The organism is Marinobacter daepoensis DSM 16072 (assembly GCF_000421165.1).
In the GTDB taxonomy this organism is placed as follows: Bacteria; Pseudomonadota; Gammaproteobacteria; order Pseudomonadales; family Oleiphilaceae; genus Marinobacter; species Marinobacter daepoensis.
This window is the reverse complement of sequence record NZ_ATWI01000011.1, coordinates 203,278-217,625: the sequence shown is the minus strand read 5'-3', so window position 1 is coordinate 217,625 and position 14,348 is coordinate 203,278. Positions and strand designations below refer to the sequence as shown.

The following is a 14,348-nucleotide window of genomic DNA, read 5'->3' as shown; positions in this document are numbered from 1 at the left end:
TCACCTCTTGGTTTTTAAATCGTGACCGCAGCCAGTCAGGCCTGCAGATTTGGGTTCAGTCAACGACGCGATGTTCCGAATCTCCGGCGCTCGCGTTCGTCGTAGCCGTAGATGGCGTCCGCGATGTTGTCAGATGCACCGCCACTGCCGCCAAGACCTTTCAGTTCAATCCGGAACAGCAAACGGGTATCCAGTTCTTCGTCATCGGTCAGGTAGTTCTGGTGCACCACCTGAAAACTCCAGCAGCAGTTGTTATATTCAAGGCCCGCAAGGGTACCAACGGTCCGGTCCAGCTCAGAATCCCAGACCCAGCGACCAATCGCACTGATTTTATCCGTCACCGGAAACACCGTACCAATATCCGTCTGCTCCAGGTCGTCAGGCCGGCTGTAGGTGTGCCCCAGTGTCGCGAGATAGCGATAGTCTTCCGAGTGGAAAATCAGTTGGCTCCGGCCTTCTTCCGTTTTCCGGGTATCGTGGTCCCAGAGCCCGGACGACCGGATCTCCAGATTATCAATCGGGTTCAGCACCAGCTCACCAGCGAACGGAGAACGGCTTCGGTCCGAACCACCTTCCCCAAACAGATTGACCTTCCGGTCGTCAAAGTACCGAACCTGTCCAACACTCAGCCGGGCACGTTCCGCCCCTGTCAGGAGGTCATTGAACCGGCTGGTCAGTGCCACCGTCAACTGGTTGGTATCGCCTATCCGGTCTCCCCCGGAAAACCGGTTCCGTTCAAACAACTGATCGAACCGGAAACTGCGGATCCCCGAATCGAAATCAGGAATGTGATTCTGGTCTTCGTCGGCATCAGCCCAAGCGTAGTAAAGCCGGGGCTCCAGTGTCTGATTGTAGGGAATGTCAAAAAGACTGGAACGACGATCGAAGTACAGACCGTTGTCCCACTCAAATACCGGCACCGTGCGATCAAAGCTGCCATTGCCCAACGTGTAGTCGTCCAGCTCGTAACGAGTGTAATCCACACTGACCGACGGCCGGCTGAAGCCCCACAGGCTGCGCATGGGCACCGCCAGCTCCGGAACGGCCCGTATCCGCTGACCATTGGCCTGATCCAGGCCGGTCAGGTCGTCATTGTCCCGATAAAACCAGGTGTACTGACTCTCCAGGTTGGCCTCCAGCAAACCCGCTTCAACGGTGCCGCCATAGATGACCTCTGGCAGCTGGGCGTAGGGCTTGTTAACGTCGGCAATGCGATCCCGGATGGTCTGGTACCCACTAAGGTACGCTTCAAAATACTGGTTTGGACTGTAATAACGCACACCGCCACGTCGCTGCAGGTGCGTGGCCTGATCAATTTCAAGACTGCGGTTCAGATCGCTCAGGTAATCCTCATCCGAAATGACGGAATAATCCCCGTAACCGGTCCAGCCATTCCCCAAACGTGCCCGGGTAGTGAAATCCAGAGCCCAACGCTGCCCATCCTCACCCGGGTTTTCGTCCCGATACGTCGAATCGTTGTCGATGTATCCCAACTGGAGCACCGATTCACCGTACTGGCTGAGGTAACGCCCTTCCACTTCGGTGAACAGGCCGCGCCCATGGATGTACTGAGGGGTCAGGGTAGCATCATAATGCGGCGCCAGATTCAGATAGTAAGGCAGCGCGAGGTAAGCACCGCTGCCGGCGCTGGATGACCCGAACTGCGGATAGAGGAAGCCGGTCTTTCGCCGATCATCTATCGGGAAGGTAATGTAGGGCCAATAAAAGACCGGCGCATCCAGAACCTCAAGACGGACATGCCGGGCCGAACCAAAGCCTTCGGCCTGATCCAGTTCAATATCGGAAGCAACAATCGCCCAGTCGTTCTGCCCCGGCCCGCAGGTGGTAATCATACCGTCGGAAATCACCACCTGGTTCTCGCCGACCCGGGCCAGTGACGATGCTTCTCCGCGCAGCTCCGGCCCATGCAGCAGAAACGTTGCCGTATTGAGATCGAGCTGGCCGGACGTCGTGGAATAAAGCGCATCCCGCCCGGTCAGCAGGAACCCTTCACCGCGGCTCACCAGCGGCCCCTGCAACCGCAACTGGCCGGACTGCTGATCATAGCGGGCCTCCGTGCCTGAGGCCTCGAACGGCCCCTGGCGCAACCGGACATCCCCTTTCAGGAAGAGCTCTGTGTCGAGTTCGTATCGGGCGCTCAGCGCGCTGGCCTCCAACGGCACGGAACCGTCACTCCCGACGCGGGGCACCCCGGCCTCGCTGCTCTGGACTGTCCCGGACAGATACCCTCCTTCGCAGAACACCGGAAGTTGTTCAGCCACCTCAGGTGGCAGCTCGCTGCGCGGCCGCCAGTCAATCTCAGCGGCCGTGGGCGCCGCCCCGACGGCCTGAGCCCTGACGCCACCCGCTGCGACCATCGTCGCCAAGGCAAGACTGGCAAGCCGGAACCTAGAACACGACAGGTAGGAGCATTGGCTGGGCACGTTAGTGAAATTCCTGTTCCATGTGATTGATGGCTGGGCGTCAGGTGGCCTAGTTTACACGCGCCCCTGAAGCTTGTTAACGGAAAGCCCGCTGCAATTCCGTTTTAGCCTCTTTATACTCCGTGACAGAGAGTCACCGGTTAGCCTACCGGCCACCATCAACCGATTCAGGAACGCTGACCTGACCATGGATAACCGACTGCAATTGCTGACCAACTGGGTCCGACAGATTCCCGGCTTTTCCGCTGCCACGCCTGAGCCGGTTTCCGGCGATGCCAGTTTTCGCCGGTACTTCCGGGTCTGGCAAAATGGCCCGGAGCAACAAGCCACGCCCTATATCGTAATGGACGCGCCGCCGGAACATGAAAACTGCGTGCCGTTTGTCACGCTGGCACGCCACTGGCGCCAGCACGGTATCTCCGTGCCTGAAATTGCCGCTGAAGACCTGACCCTGGGGTTCCTGTTACTGGAAGATCTGGGCGATCAGCTCATGCTTAAGGCTCTGGAACACGGGGAGCCAGACTCCCTTTACCGGGAAGCCCTGAATGAACTGGCACGCATCGCCGGCCTGAGCGCCCCCGACGAGCACCCCCTGCCACACTATGACCGGGCCCTACTGGACCGGGAAATGGCCCTGTTTCCAGACTGGCTTCTGGAGCAATACCTTGGGCTGACCCTCGACATTCAGGAACGGGCTCTGCTGGAAACCGCCTTCGGCTTGCTTCGGGAAAGCGCCCTGGCACAACCAGAAGTCACGGTGCACCGGGATTATCACTCGCGCAACCTCCTGTTCCGCGATGGACAGCCCGCCCCCGGAGTGATTGATTTTCAGGACGCCGTGTGCGGCCCCATCACTTACGACGCCGTCTCGCTGCTGAAAGATTGCTACATCCGCTGGCCGGAAGCCCGGATCGCGCACTGGCTGGAGTATTATCGATCCATCAGCCTGACAGCAGGCCTGCACCGTGCCGACCCCGACAGTTTCAGACAGTGGTTTGATCTTATGGGCATGCAACGCCACCTGAAGGCCGCAGGCATCTTTGCGCGGCTGGCCATCCGGGATGGTAAAACCGGCTATCTTGCGGATATTCCAAGAACGGTCAGCTACATCCGGGATGCCAGCGCCAAACAGCCCGCCTTCCGGCACTTTCACGAGTGGCTCTGCGGCAAGGTTATCCCCGCCATTGAAGAGCGCATTGGCCCACTGCCTGCACCTGAGGCCCGGGAATTGTGAGAGCGATAATTCTGGCTGCCGGCAAGGGCGAGCGCATGCGACCCCTGACCCTGACAACCCCCAAACCTCTCTTGCCTGCCGGCGGGCGGCCCCTGATCGCCTATCACCTGGAAACACTGCGCAAAGCAGGCCTTACCGATATTGTCATCAACCACGCCTGGCTAGGGGAGCAGATCGAAACCCAGTTGGGTAACGGCACAAGGTTCGGAGTCCGCATCCGTTACTCCCCGGAAGGCGAGCCCCTGGAAACCGCCGGTGGCATCGCCCGGGCACTCCCGTTACTGACCGAAGGCGGCAATGACTGGTTTCTGGTGATCAACGGGGATATCTGGACCGATTTCGACATCACCCGGCTGTCGCCCCCTGACGATGCCGATGCCCTTCTGGTTCTGGTCGACAATCCTGCCCACCACCCCGATGGTGATTTTTATCTGAACGACCACGGCCAACTGAGCCCGGACGGCCCCGATAAACTGACGTTTTCAGGTATAAGCCTGCTGCATCGAAGGCTTTTTGACGATCTCGATGACGCCGCCGGAAAACTTGGCCCGGTGTTGCGCCGAGCCATGGCCAGAGAACGGGTTCACGGCCTGCACCATACAGGACAGTGGATTGACGTCGGGACACCGGAGAGACTGCAGATGCTGGATCACTGGCTCCGCCAAAGGCCTGGGACACCATGACCCATTCGCCCTCTCTGCCAGCACGGCTGGAATCAACTTTTCAGGAACTTCTTAAGGAGCTATCCTGCTGCGGGCACCAGGCCAACACTCTGCTGGAGCGCGCACGCCTGCCACGCTGGTGCCGAAAACCGTTGTTCTTTTTCCTGGGTTACATTGCAAAAGCCGACGGGCAAGTGAAGGAGCCGGACATTCACTATGCCGAGGCTTTGATGAAGGCTCTGGCACTATCCACCCGACAACGACGAAACGCCATTGCACAGTTTCGCAAGGGTAAAGCCAGCGAACACCTGCCCATTGGGCTGGGGCTGATGATCCGGCTGACCTCTCTGCTGTGGCCAGCGCCAGCCCTCAAAACCGCCATCTGCCTCTGCCACGGGGCACAGGTGTTGGGTAGCCCAGGAAAAGCACGGCGTTACCGCTGCGAGGATGCCATCAGCCATATAGGGCTCCCCGTGCTGATCAGCGATGACATATTCGAGAGCTACGCCAGCAAAGTCTGGATTCGTAAAGCAACGCACCAGCAAAAACCAACTACCTACGAGCAGGCCTGCCAGATTCTGGGCGTGACCCGCCGAGAATCCCTGGAAGCCATTAAACGCGCCTATCGCAAACAGGTTTCAGCCTGCCACCCCGACAAGCTGTCACAACAGAATCTGACGGCCACCGAACTGACTGACGCAAAAGACAGGCTGTTGCGATATCAGCAAGCCTGGGAACTGATCCGACAACGCCACAGGCAGCTATAACCCCGGGGAGGACGAGACTGGTCACTGATTCCGGAACCAGGCGCTGATTCTGCTGGCAATCCGGGCCGCATCCTGAGCCTGGGGCGGCTGTCCAAGCACAATGCCCTGACGCTGGTATCCTGTTACCCCCGCCCTGCCGAGCGCCGACGCCCTGGCCCGGCCGGCCTCGCCTGCGCGCCCCTCCGAACCGTGCAGGTCAAGCACTGCCCAGCCTTCACCGCCCGCCACCCCTGAGGTCCGAAACGACGATAACGGGGCGCGATACTGCGCAGGAAACCGGGGTGCCAGCCAGATGACTGCCGCGACCGGAGATGCCGTCCCGGCCCACTCCGTTACATAATCGGCAGACCAGCCCAGCCCAATGACACCCGGGCGTTCATATCCCTCGTTCAAAAGTGCCTCGAACCCGGCATTCAGCCGGGCCCGGACGGAGTCACGAAAATCGGATACCGCGTTTTCCTGCGGTGAACCGGCCTCGACATCGATCATGACAGCATCCGCAGCCGGCACATCATCACGGCCCGCAACACCCGACGCCTTCCGCTCTTCCGCTCCATCGTGCACCAGACGAGAACGCTGGACCGACTCCGGAGGAAGCCGAAGACCAACCGTCATAACGGCAATGCCCCGTTCCGCAAGAGCCAGCCGGAGCGGCCCCAGCACCCCCGCATCAGCGGTTTGACCTTCATCGGCCAGCACCAGCAAGGCCCCCGCACCCGGGAAACGCTGCTCTGGCATCAACAATCCCAGAGCCCTGCCTTCGTCCCCAAGATCCAGCCATACCGCCTGCTCCGGGTAACGCTGTGCCAACGCCTGCTCGCCCAACCCGCTTAACACCGCCGCTCGCGGCATCCTCGCCGCCGACGTGACCGAAGACTCGCCAAGCGCCGGATCTGAGGGTTGAGCCTGAACAACCATCATCCAGCCGCTCAGGCCCCACAGACAAAATCGCCGCCCTATCTGAAACACTGTCACACTACATTCCCATCCCGCTGCGAAAATCCTCGGCAAACTGATAGACTAGCAGCAATGCAAGACAGCTGATAACTGACCCAACCGAGAGAGTTCCGATGAACCCATATCTGATTGCCCCATCCATCCTCTCCGCTGATTTTGCCCGTCTGGGTGAGGAAGTCGATACTGTCCTGGCGGCAGGCGCCGATGTTGTTCACTTCGACGTTATGGACAATCACTATGTGCCTAACCTGACCATCGGCCCCATGGTGTGCGAAGCATTGCGCAAACACGGTGTTACCGCGCCTATCGATGTGCACCTGATGGTTTCTCCGGTCGACGACCTGATTCGTATGTTCATCGACGCCGGGGCCAGCTACATCACCTTTCACCCGGAAGCAAGCAGCCACATCGACCGATCCCTCCAGTTGATCCGGGACGGAGGCTGCAAGGCAGGACTGGTATTCAACCCAGCCACGCCTCTGTCCTACATGGATTACGTCATGGACAAGCTCGATATGGTCCTGTTGATGTCCGTTAACCCCGGCTTCGGCGGCCAGAAGTTCATCCCCGGAACGCTGGACAAGCTCAAAGAAGCCCGCCGTAAAATTGATGCCAGCAATTTCAACATCCGGCTTGAAATCGACGGTGGCGTGAAAACCGACAACATCCGGGAAATCGCGGAAGCAGGTGCGGATACCTTCGTCGCCGGCTCGGCCATCTTCAACACCCCGGATTACAAAGCCACCATCGACACCATGCGCGAGGAACTTGATCGGGCCCGCAAGGTGATCGGCGGATGAGCCTGAAAGGGCTGTTCAACGCCCGCTGGCCGGGTGTTGCTCTGTTCGATCTGGACGGCACGCTGGTGGACAGCGCGCCAGACCTGGCCGCCGCTGTGGATCAGATGCTGGAACATCTGGGCCGGAGCCCGGCAGGGCTGGACAAGGTCCGTCACTGGGTAGGCAATGGCGCCGGGATTCTGGTTCGCAGAGCCCTGGCCGGAAAGACAGACTGGGAACCCGCCCGAGCAAAGGACGATGCGCTTTTCCACGATGCGCTGACCATTTTCTATCACGCCTACGGCCAGCTCAACGGCAGGCATTCCGTCGTTTTCGAGGGCGTAACCGAATGCCTCGGGCACCTGAAAGCACTCGGCTGTCGACTGGCTGTGGTGACCAACAAGCCCGACCAGTTCGTCCAGCCACTACTGAAACAGACCGGGCTCGACCACTGGTTTGAACTCGCAGTTGGCGGCGACACCCTGGCCGTTAAAAAACCGGACCCCGCTCCCCTCCTGCACGCCATGGAACAGCTGGGAGGGACTCGTGGCACAACAGTCATGATTGGCGACTCCGCAGCCGATGTGAACGCCTCTCTGGCAGCGGGTATTCCCTGTGTGGCGGTCCGCTACGGATACAACTTTGGTGGCTCGGTGGACAGCCTCGGCGCGGATGCCGTTGTTGATTCGCTGGCCGAGCTTTTGTAATCTCACAGGGACGTATTCAAGTGAACACATCTTTTCGGGAGATTCCTGCCGTGCAGGGACTGAATCTGATTGCAGCGCGAGGCATCCTCACAACCCGCGCAACTCGATGGTGGCGATGGCGCACTGGCTGAGCAGGCCAAGGGCCCATAGTGCATACCTGTGCGCCCACACCATTCGTCACAACGGTGAGATTCCGTTCTGACACAACGAACATCAGATTTCAGGAAACCGAACCATGACCCCCGAGCAATTCCGCGAGCTCGCTGCAGCTGGCTATAACCGTATCCCTGTCTACCGCGAAGTCCTTGCCGATCTGGACACGCCTCTCAGCACCTATCTGAAACTGGCCAGCGGGCCTTACTCCTATCTCTTTGAGTCGGTGCAAGGCGGCGAAAAATGGGGCCGCTACTCCATTATTGGCCTGCCCAGCCACGAAGTGCTGAAAGTCTTCGGTCACCAGATTGAGGTCAGCCGCAACGGCGAGGTTGTGGAACAGGCCCATGCCGAAGACCCTCTGGACTTTGTCGACGATTACCAAAAGCGCTTCAAGGCTCCGGACTTACCAGAACTGCCCCGTTTTAACGGTGGCCTGGTGGGTTACTTCGGTTACGACACCGTACGCTACATTGAGAAACGCCTGGGTGACAGCTGCCCACCAGACAAAATAGGCACGCCTGACATCCTGCTGATGGTCTCCAACGAAATTGTGGTGTTCGACAACCTGCGCGGAAAGCTCCATCTGATTGTCCACGTCGATCCGTCAGGTTGTGGTTCGTATGAGCAGGCGCAGACCCGCCTTGATGAGCTGGAACGCCAACTGCACCGCCAGACCGCCAACGCTCCCAGGACGCCAGCGCACCTGAGCGGAAAGGTCGTGGACGAGGGCGATTTTATTTCCGGATTCTCCCAGGAGAAGTTCGAAGCCGCTGTCGATAAGATCAAAGGCTACGTTCTGGATGGCGACGTCATGCAGACGGTAATATCCCAACGCATGTCGATCCCGTTTGAAGCCCCGCCCCTGAACCTGTACCGCTCACTGAGGGTGCTGAACCCCTCGCCCTACATGTACTTTCTGAATCTCGACGACTTTCACATTGTCGGCTCTTCTCCCGAAATTCTGGCCCGGGTGGAAGACAAAGAGGTCACCGTGCGCCCCATCGCCGGCACACGCAAACGCGGTGCCACCGACGCCGAAGACAGGGCGCTGGAAAAAGAACTGCTGGCAGACCCAAAGGAAATTGCAGAGCACCTCATGCTCATTGATCTGGGGCGCAATGATGCCGGCCGCGTTTCAGAAACCGGTACCGTGAAGCTGACCGATAAAATGATCGTGGAGCGTTACTCCCACGTCATGCACATCGTCTCCAACGTCACTGGTCGACTGAAAGACGGCACCAGTTGCCTGGACGTCCTGCGCGCCACGTTGCCCGCCGGGACTCTGAGCGGCGCCCCGAAAATCCGTGCCATGGAAATCATCGACGAACTGGAACCGGTCAAACGTGGCATCTATGGTGGCGCGGTCGGCTACCTGTCCTTTAACGGCAACATGGACACCGCCATTGCCATACGCACAGCGGTCATCAAAGACAAAACCCTTCACATTCAGGCAGGTGCCGGCGTAGTTGCAGACTCCATCCCCCGCCTTGAATGGAAAGAAACCATGAACAAAGGCCGGGCCATCTTCAAGGCCGTAGCCATGACCCACAACGACTACGACCACTGAGGCGGAGGAACGTTTATGTTGCTGATGATCGATAACTACGACTCCTTCACATACAACGTGGTGCAGTATCTGGCCGAACTGGGCGCCGAGGTTCAGGTTCACCGGAACGATGAGATCACCCTTGAACAGATTGAAGCGCTGAACCCGGAGCGCCTGGTAATCTCTCCCGGCCCATGCACACCCAACGAGGCCGGCGTTTCGATGGACGCGATCCGTCATTTTGCGGGCAAGCTGCCAATTCTGGGCATTTGCCTGGGCCACCAGTCGATCGGGCAAGTATTCGGGGGGAGCATTATCCGCGCCGGCAACGTCATGCACGGCAAAGTATCTGCGGTCTACCATAACGATGTCGGCGTCTTTCGGGGCCTGAACAATCCGTTACAGGCCACCCGTTATCACAGCTTGGTCATTGATAAAAACTCCCTGCCCGAATGCCTTGAAATCACCGCGTGGACCCGCAACGACGACGGTTCCATTGAGGAAATCATGGGAGTGCGTCATAAAACCCTTCCCATCGAAGGCGTGCAGTTTCACCCCGAGTCAATCATGACCGAACAAGGCCATGAACTGCTGCGTAACTTCCTGAGAACATAACAAGAGGCCGCCTCCATGGACATGAAACAAGCACTGAACCGCATCGCCTCCAATCTGGACCTGTCCCGAGACGAGATGAAAGACGTCATGCGCATCGTGATGAACGGTGAGGCCACCGATGCCCAGATTGGCGCCTTTCTGATGGGCCTGCGCCTGAAAAGCGAAACCATTGATGAGATCACCGGAGCCACCGAAGTCATGCGGGAGCTGGCCACCAACGTGACCATCCACGCCAGCCCCCTGGTGGACATTGTCGGCACCGGCGGAGACGGCGCCAACCTGTTCAACGTTTCCTCCGCAGCCTCCTTTGTGGTAGCTGCAGCCGGAGGGTTTGTCGCCAAACATGGCAACCGGGGAGTCTCGTCCAAAAGCGGAAGCGCAGATCTGATCGAAAAGGCCGGGATCAATCTGAACATGAAACCCGAAGAAGTCGCACGCTGCGTTGAGCAGATCGGCGTCGGCTTCATGTTTGCCCCAGGCCACCATGGTGCCATGAAGCATGCCATCGGCCCTCGCCGCGAGCTCGGATGTCGCACCATCTTCAACATCCTGGGGCCGATGACCAACCCTGCAGGCGTTACTCGGCAGCTGATCGGGGTATTTACCCCGGAACTGTGTCGCCCCATGGCCGAGGTGTTGCAACGACTGGGCGCCGAACACATTCTCGTGGTGCACTCGAAAGACGGCCTGGACGAAATCAGTCTCGCCTCGAATACGCTCGTCGCTGAACTGAAGGATGGCAATATTACCGAATACGAGCTGACACCCGAGGCACTGGGCATCAAGAGTCAGTCTCTGGTTGGCCTGACCGTTGCCTCCTCTGAGGAATCCCTGGCATTGATCAGGGCGGCCTTCGGCCGTGATCACGATGAAGTCACAGAGAAAGCCCGGGACATGATCGCCCTGAACGCGGGCGCAGCCATTTATGTGGCCGGATTGGCCAAGACTGCCAAAGAAGGCGTGGATATGGCGCTGGACGCCATGGGCTCCGGGCTGGCTGCGGGCAAGATGTCCGAGCTGGCTGATTTTTCTCAGTGTTTCTGACCACTGGGAATGCCGGAAGACACAAACCAGGATTGACGAGCCTGATATGACTGAACGACATCTGGACAAGACTCCCACTATCCTGCGAAAAATCGTTGATCGGAAATGGGAAGAAATTGACGAACGGAAACCCAGAGTTTCTATTGCGGACCTGAAAGCCATCGCGGGGGATCAAGCTCCTGCCCGAGGATTTGCCCAGGCCCTGCGCACTCGCATCGAAACGAAACAACCAGCGGTGATCGCCGAGATCAAAAAGGCCTCACCCAGCAAAGGCATCCTGCGAGATCCCTTCGAACCGGAGCGCATTGCCGAGAGCTACGAGAAAGGCGGCGCTGCCTGCTTGTCCGTACTGACCGACAGAGACTTTTTCCAGGGCCATGAAGACTACCTGAAAGCCGCCCGGGCCGCCTGCAGCCTGCCGGTGATCCGTAAGGACTTCATGGTGGCACCCTATCAGGTTTATGAAAGCCGGGCCCTGGGAGCCGATTGCATTCTGTTGATTGCCGCATGCCTGACCAAAGATCAGATGCAGGAGCTGGAAGGTATTGCCCATGAAATCGGGCTGGATGTTCTGGTGGAGGTGCATGACGGTGAAGAGCTGAACGACGCTCTGACGCTGAGCACGCCTCTGGTTGGCATCAACAACCGGAACTTGCACAACTTCGACGTGTCGCTCGACACCACCTTTGACCTGCATCAGCGCATCAGTGCAGACCGCCTGACCATCACCGAGAGCGGCATCATGACCCGCACCGATGTAGCGGCCATGACCGGTCGCGGCATCTACGGCTTTCTGGTCGGCGAATCCTTCATGCGGGCACCTGAGCCCGGTGAGAAACTACAGGAGTTGTTTGGCTGAGTTCCTCACCGGCCTGATCAGGCAGCCACAGGCTGCCATGCGACCTCCTCCACCTCATCACCCGAAAAACGAATGAGGTGAGAGGACACAATCTGCCCGACAGTCTCAAGCTCAGTCTCGTTCGAGGCCCGACACTCCAGCCGTAAGAGCCCACTTCCGGCGGCCAGGTAGCACTCCCCCGCCGGAAACTTCAACGTCGCCTCCACCTCGTTCCACTCCGCGTCAATCTTGTGACGAAAGTGCTTACAGAGCCGGTTAATCAGGCGGGCGGGGTTGGTTGTGGCGACTTGCGCATTCATGGATGGCACATCAAGCTCCCTGAGTTCGGATCAAATGGAAGAGACCGGTATCGGTATTCCGCTAAGACCATCAATGATAACGCATATCATCCTCAACAAGCAGCCCTTCGCCACAAGGGCTACGACTCGCCAGCCAACGCCTCCTGCAACAAGGCCTGCAGGTGAGCTGGCATGCCTCCCGCCAGTTTCAGAGCCGCACTGTGTCCCCGGGGCGTCATCTTTCCCCAGGTCCGACGTACGATGCGCAGCCATTTTTCTTTATCGTACTCCGGGTTATCGTCAAAAAACTGAGCGAAATAGCGCTCCAGAAATACCATGCAGGCAACGTCCTCCAGCAACTGGGTCTCTTCGTCGTCCCGCAGGTTACGCTTGGTCAGGATAGTCTCAACCCGTTCACACTCCTCCGGTGAATAGCCACACTCAGACATGATCCCGGCCGCCCGGCGGCCATGCATGAGGCCGCAGGCCTGACGCCACAGATAGTAGTTCTTGCGTCCCTCACCATAGTCACTCCTCGGCATGGTCCAGCGCTCAAGGTGCTGAGCGCGGCAAGCTATCTGCATCCGCGCTGAAGGTTTCGGCTCCAGCTCAAACAACCACCGGGTCATATGAAGGCTGTATGCGTACTCTCGAGGCAGGTATTCATGGTCAACCTGTTCCCGGTTCGGGTCGGCCTGATTCGCCCGGTCGATGGCGGCAATCGCGCATTCCAGATTGGCGCGGGAATTCATTCTAAGGTCCTTTATAACAAATGGCTGGCGCGACACGCCCCAGAGTAGTCTCCGGAGGCGTGTCAGTTACCTCATACTAACAGCCTGCCGGATTCAAGATCCCGGCAAATACTACGCCTGCGCCGAAGTCCGAGCCTTGACCCTATCGTACCAGGCCTGGAGATGCTCCTGTTCTGGCTTGATGCGGATATTGACCACCCGCGCGAACGCCACGGTAGTAAACGCATTGATATCCGCCGCCGTGAACTTGCCACAACACAGGTATTCCCGGTCTTCAAGCTGCTTATTGAGAAAATGCATGAACTTCTCGACCCCCAGACCACACTCCTCCCCCCATTCCCTGATGGGGTTCATCCTGTCCTTGAAGTAGCCTGTGGTGTGCTGAAAGCACATGCCCGTAGGCATCATGAAATAGAACTCGATCCAGCGCAGCCATTGTTCCACCAGCGCCTTTTCCAAAGGCGTTTCTCCGAGCAGCTTCGGCGTATCCGGGTAGCTTTCCTCAAAATACCGGCAAATCGCCATGGTTTCGGCGATGCAGGTCCCGTCGTCGAGTTCCAGCACAGGGACTTTCTTCATCGGATTTCGAGCAACATAGTCCGGGGACAGGTTCTCACCTTTCTGGATATCCACCTGAACCAGTTCAACCCGTTCCAGCAGCCCCTTTTCGGCCAGGAACATGCGCACTCGGCGGGGATTGGGGGCAGTCTGGGTTTCGAAGAGTTTCATCTTGTTATTGGCTCCGTTTGCAGAATGAATTCACGCTTTGGAGAGTGACGGCAAAAAACAGTTGCGTCAAGAAACCATTGGTCACTGAGGTAGCCAGGCCGCTATTTGCCGTACCACCCAGTCAGGCTCATCCAGCGGTAAATCGTGCCCGGCATCCGGATGTAAGCGTAGCGTCCAGCACCAACGTTGTTCCAGCTCGGCACTGCACCCCCAGTGCACAATCCGGTCCCCTTTGCTGGCAAGCAATAAAGCATCGGGCATCGGGCGACGCTCCTGCGGCCGGTACCTGGCCGCCGCCCGCAGCTGGCTCGCAGCAGTGCGATAGCTGACAGGCCGTTGACGCTGAATGCTGTACCAGGACTTGCTGAGCGCCAACGGCACTTCCCGGTTAGAGGTCAGGCGTAAAATGTCCCGCTCACGATGGAACAACTCCCGGCGAGCCAACAGGCGAACGAGGTTTGGCCAGGCCATGGGGCGCATGCGTTTCCAGAACGGACTGAATCCGGAGCTGGAATTGATCAGGACCAGATGCTGCAGCTCGCCCGGTGCAGCGTGCTGAGCCCAGTCCAGCGCGACCATGCCGCCCATGGATAAGGCCAGCAGGCTGAAGGGGCGGGGAATGTGTTTTACCTGATCACATACACGCCGACGAATCTCCGGGATTGAACCCGGCGAATCATCCCGAAACAGCGTGCCGGTTCCCGGAAGGTCTACGGTGTGGAACTGATGTTCAGGAAAAGCCGAACGAAGCAACTCCGGAAAATCACCCCAATGGGCCTGCTCCCGCGTCAGACCTCTTAGAAGAATCCAGTGCATGTT

Annotated in this window: 15 protein-coding genes; 9 read left to right on the top strand and 6 right to left on the bottom strand. The window is 58.6% G+C overall.

Annotation, left to right across the window (positions count from 1 at the left end):
- Positions 1-59 precede the first annotated feature (59 nt).
- Positions 60-2,378, bottom strand: a complete 2,319-nt coding sequence (locus K325_RS0112930; RefSeq protein ID WP_084694229.1) for an LPS-assembly protein LptD — start codon at positions 2,376-2,378, stop codon at positions 60-62.
- A gap of 253 nt (positions 2,379-2,631) precedes the next feature.
- Here K325_RS0112930 and K325_RS0112925 point away from each other — a divergent pair, with 253 nt between their 5' ends.
- The 3 genes from K325_RS0112925 to K325_RS0112915 are packed head-to-tail and all read left to right on the top strand — an operon-like array spanning position 2,632 to position 5,107.
- Positions 2,632-3,678, top strand: coding sequence for an aminoglycoside phosphotransferase family protein (locus K325_RS0112925; RefSeq protein WP_029654691.1), 1,047 nt, complete (start codon positions 2,632-2,634; stop codon positions 3,676-3,678).
- Positions 3,675-4,361 (top strand): N-acetylmuramate alpha-1-phosphate uridylyltransferase MurU, encoded by a 687-nt coding sequence (murU, locus tag K325_RS0112920; RefSeq protein ID WP_029654690.1) that lies wholly within the window; start codon positions 3,675-3,677, stop codon positions 4,359-4,361. Before K325_RS0112925 ends, murU begins: the two co-directional genes overlap by 4 nt.
- Positions 4,358-5,107 (top strand): molecular chaperone DjiA, encoded by a 750-nt coding sequence (locus tag K325_RS0112915; protein ID WP_029654689.1) that lies wholly within the window; start codon positions 4,358-4,360, stop codon positions 5,105-5,107. Before murU ends, K325_RS0112915 begins: the two co-directional genes overlap by 4 nt.
- A gap of 21 nt (positions 5,108-5,128) precedes the next feature.
- Here the strand turns inward: K325_RS0112915 and K325_RS0112910 are convergent, their stop codons facing one another.
- Positions 5,129-6,082: a DUF3530 family protein gene (locus K325_RS0112910; RefSeq protein WP_156836596.1), complete on the bottom strand. Its 954-nt coding sequence runs from the start codon at positions 6,080-6,082 to the stop codon at positions 5,129-5,131.
- A gap of 95 nt (positions 6,083-6,177) precedes the next feature.
- Here K325_RS0112910 and rpe point away from each other — a divergent pair, with 95 nt between their 5' ends.
- The 6 genes from rpe to trpC all read left to right on the top strand — a co-directional run bounded on the left by rpe (position 6,178) and on the right by trpC (position 11,770).
- Positions 6,178-6,864 carry a ribulose-phosphate 3-epimerase gene (gene rpe / locus K325_RS0112905; RefSeq protein WP_029654687.1) on the top strand — a complete coding sequence of 229 codons (687 nt, stop codon included), beginning with the start codon at positions 6,178-6,180 and terminating at the stop codon, positions 6,862-6,864.
- Positions 6,861-7,550 carry a phosphoglycolate phosphatase gene (locus K325_RS0112900; protein WP_029654686.1) on the top strand — a complete coding sequence of 230 codons (690 nt, stop codon included), beginning with the start codon at positions 6,861-6,863 and terminating at the stop codon, positions 7,548-7,550. The genes rpe and K325_RS0112900 overlap by 4 nt, the downstream gene beginning before the upstream one ends.
- Positions 7,551-7,785: 235 nt before the next feature.
- Complete coding sequence (gene trpE / locus K325_RS0112895; protein WP_029654685.1) at positions 7,786-9,273, top strand: anthranilate synthase component I; 1,488 nt, start codon at positions 7,786-7,788, stop codon at positions 9,271-9,273.
- A gap of 15 nt (positions 9,274-9,288) precedes the next feature.
- Complete coding sequence (locus K325_RS0112890) at positions 9,289-9,867, top strand: aminodeoxychorismate/anthranilate synthase component II (RefSeq protein ID WP_029654684.1); 579 nt, start codon at positions 9,289-9,291, stop codon at positions 9,865-9,867.
- A 15-nt stretch (positions 9,868-9,882) separates the two neighbouring features.
- The gene (gene trpD / locus K325_RS0112885) at positions 9,883-10,911 is read left to right on the top strand and encodes an anthranilate phosphoribosyltransferase (RefSeq protein ID WP_029654683.1); all 1,029 of its coding nucleotides are present in this window, start codon (positions 9,883-9,885) and stop codon (positions 10,909-10,911) included.
- 46 nt (positions 10,912-10,957) lie between these two features.
- Positions 10,958-11,770: an indole-3-glycerol phosphate synthase TrpC gene (trpC, locus tag K325_RS0112880; RefSeq protein ID WP_029654682.1), complete on the top strand. Its 813-nt coding sequence runs from the start codon at positions 10,958-10,960 to the stop codon at positions 11,768-11,770.
- A gap of 17 nt (positions 11,771-11,787) precedes the next feature.
- On the opposite strand, the gene K325_RS0112875 is transcribed toward trpC, so the two are convergent.
- The 4 genes from K325_RS0112875 to K325_RS0112860 form a co-directional block, all read right to left on the bottom strand.
- Positions 11,788-12,069, bottom strand: coding sequence for a DUF2218 domain-containing protein (locus K325_RS0112875; RefSeq protein ID WP_228128457.1), 282 nt, complete (start codon positions 12,067-12,069; stop codon positions 11,788-11,790).
- Positions 12,070-12,188: 119 nt separating this feature from the next.
- Positions 12,189-12,800, bottom strand: a complete 612-nt coding sequence (locus K325_RS0112870) for a DUF4202 domain-containing protein (protein WP_029654680.1) — start codon at positions 12,798-12,800, stop codon at positions 12,189-12,191.
- 111 nt (positions 12,801-12,911) lie between these two features.
- Positions 12,912-13,529, bottom strand: a complete 618-nt coding sequence (locus K325_RS0112865; RefSeq protein ID WP_029654679.1) for a glutathione S-transferase family protein — start codon at positions 13,527-13,529, stop codon at positions 12,912-12,914.
- An 81-nt stretch (positions 13,530-13,610) separates the two neighbouring features.
- Positions 13,611-14,345 (bottom strand): alpha/beta fold hydrolase, encoded by a 735-nt coding sequence (locus tag K325_RS0112860; protein WP_029654678.1) that lies wholly within the window; start codon positions 14,343-14,345, stop codon positions 13,611-13,613.
- Between the last annotated feature and the right edge of the window lie 3 nt (positions 14,346-14,348).

Coding starts and splice junctions, on each gene's coding strand:
- rpe (WP_029654687.1), top strand. CDS start 6,178: ATGAACCCATATCTGATTGCCCCATCCATCCTCTCCGCTGATTTTGCC.
- K325_RS0112875 (WP_228128457.1), bottom strand. CDS start 12,069: ATGAATGCGCAAGTCGCCACAACCAACCCCGCCCGCCTGATTAACCGG.
- K325_RS0112915 (WP_029654689.1), top strand. CDS start 4,358: ATGACCCATTCGCCCTCTCTGCCAGCACGGCTGGAATCAACTTTTCAG.
- trpE (WP_029654685.1), top strand. CDS start 7,786: ATGACCCCCGAGCAATTCCGCGAGCTCGCTGCAGCTGGCTATAACCGT.
- K325_RS0112865 (WP_029654679.1), bottom strand. CDS start 13,529: ATGAAACTCTTCGAAACCCAGACTGCCCCCAATCCCCGCCGAGTGCGC.
- K325_RS0112860 (WP_029654678.1), bottom strand. CDS start 14,345: ATGCACTGGATTCTTCTAAGAGGTCTGACGCGGGAGCAGGCCCATTGG.
- K325_RS0112925 (WP_029654691.1), top strand. CDS start 2,632: ATGGATAACCGACTGCAATTGCTGACCAACTGGGTCCGACAGATTCCC.
- K325_RS0112890 (WP_029654684.1), top strand. CDS start 9,289: ATGTTGCTGATGATCGATAACTACGACTCCTTCACATACAACGTGGTG.
- trpC (WP_029654682.1), top strand. CDS start 10,958: ATGACTGAACGACATCTGGACAAGACTCCCACTATCCTGCGAAAAATC.
- K325_RS0112870 (WP_029654680.1), bottom strand. CDS start 12,800: ATGAATTCCCGCGCCAATCTGGAATGCGCGATTGCCGCCATCGACCGG.
- K325_RS0112930 (WP_084694229.1), bottom strand. CDS start 2,378: ATGGTCGCAGCGGGTGGCGTCAGGGCTCAGGCCGTCGGGGCGGCGCCC.
- K325_RS0112900 (WP_029654686.1), top strand. CDS start 6,861: ATGAGCCTGAAAGGGCTGTTCAACGCCCGCTGGCCGGGTGTTGCTCTG.
- trpD (WP_029654683.1), top strand. CDS start 9,883: ATGGACATGAAACAAGCACTGAACCGCATCGCCTCCAATCTGGACCTG.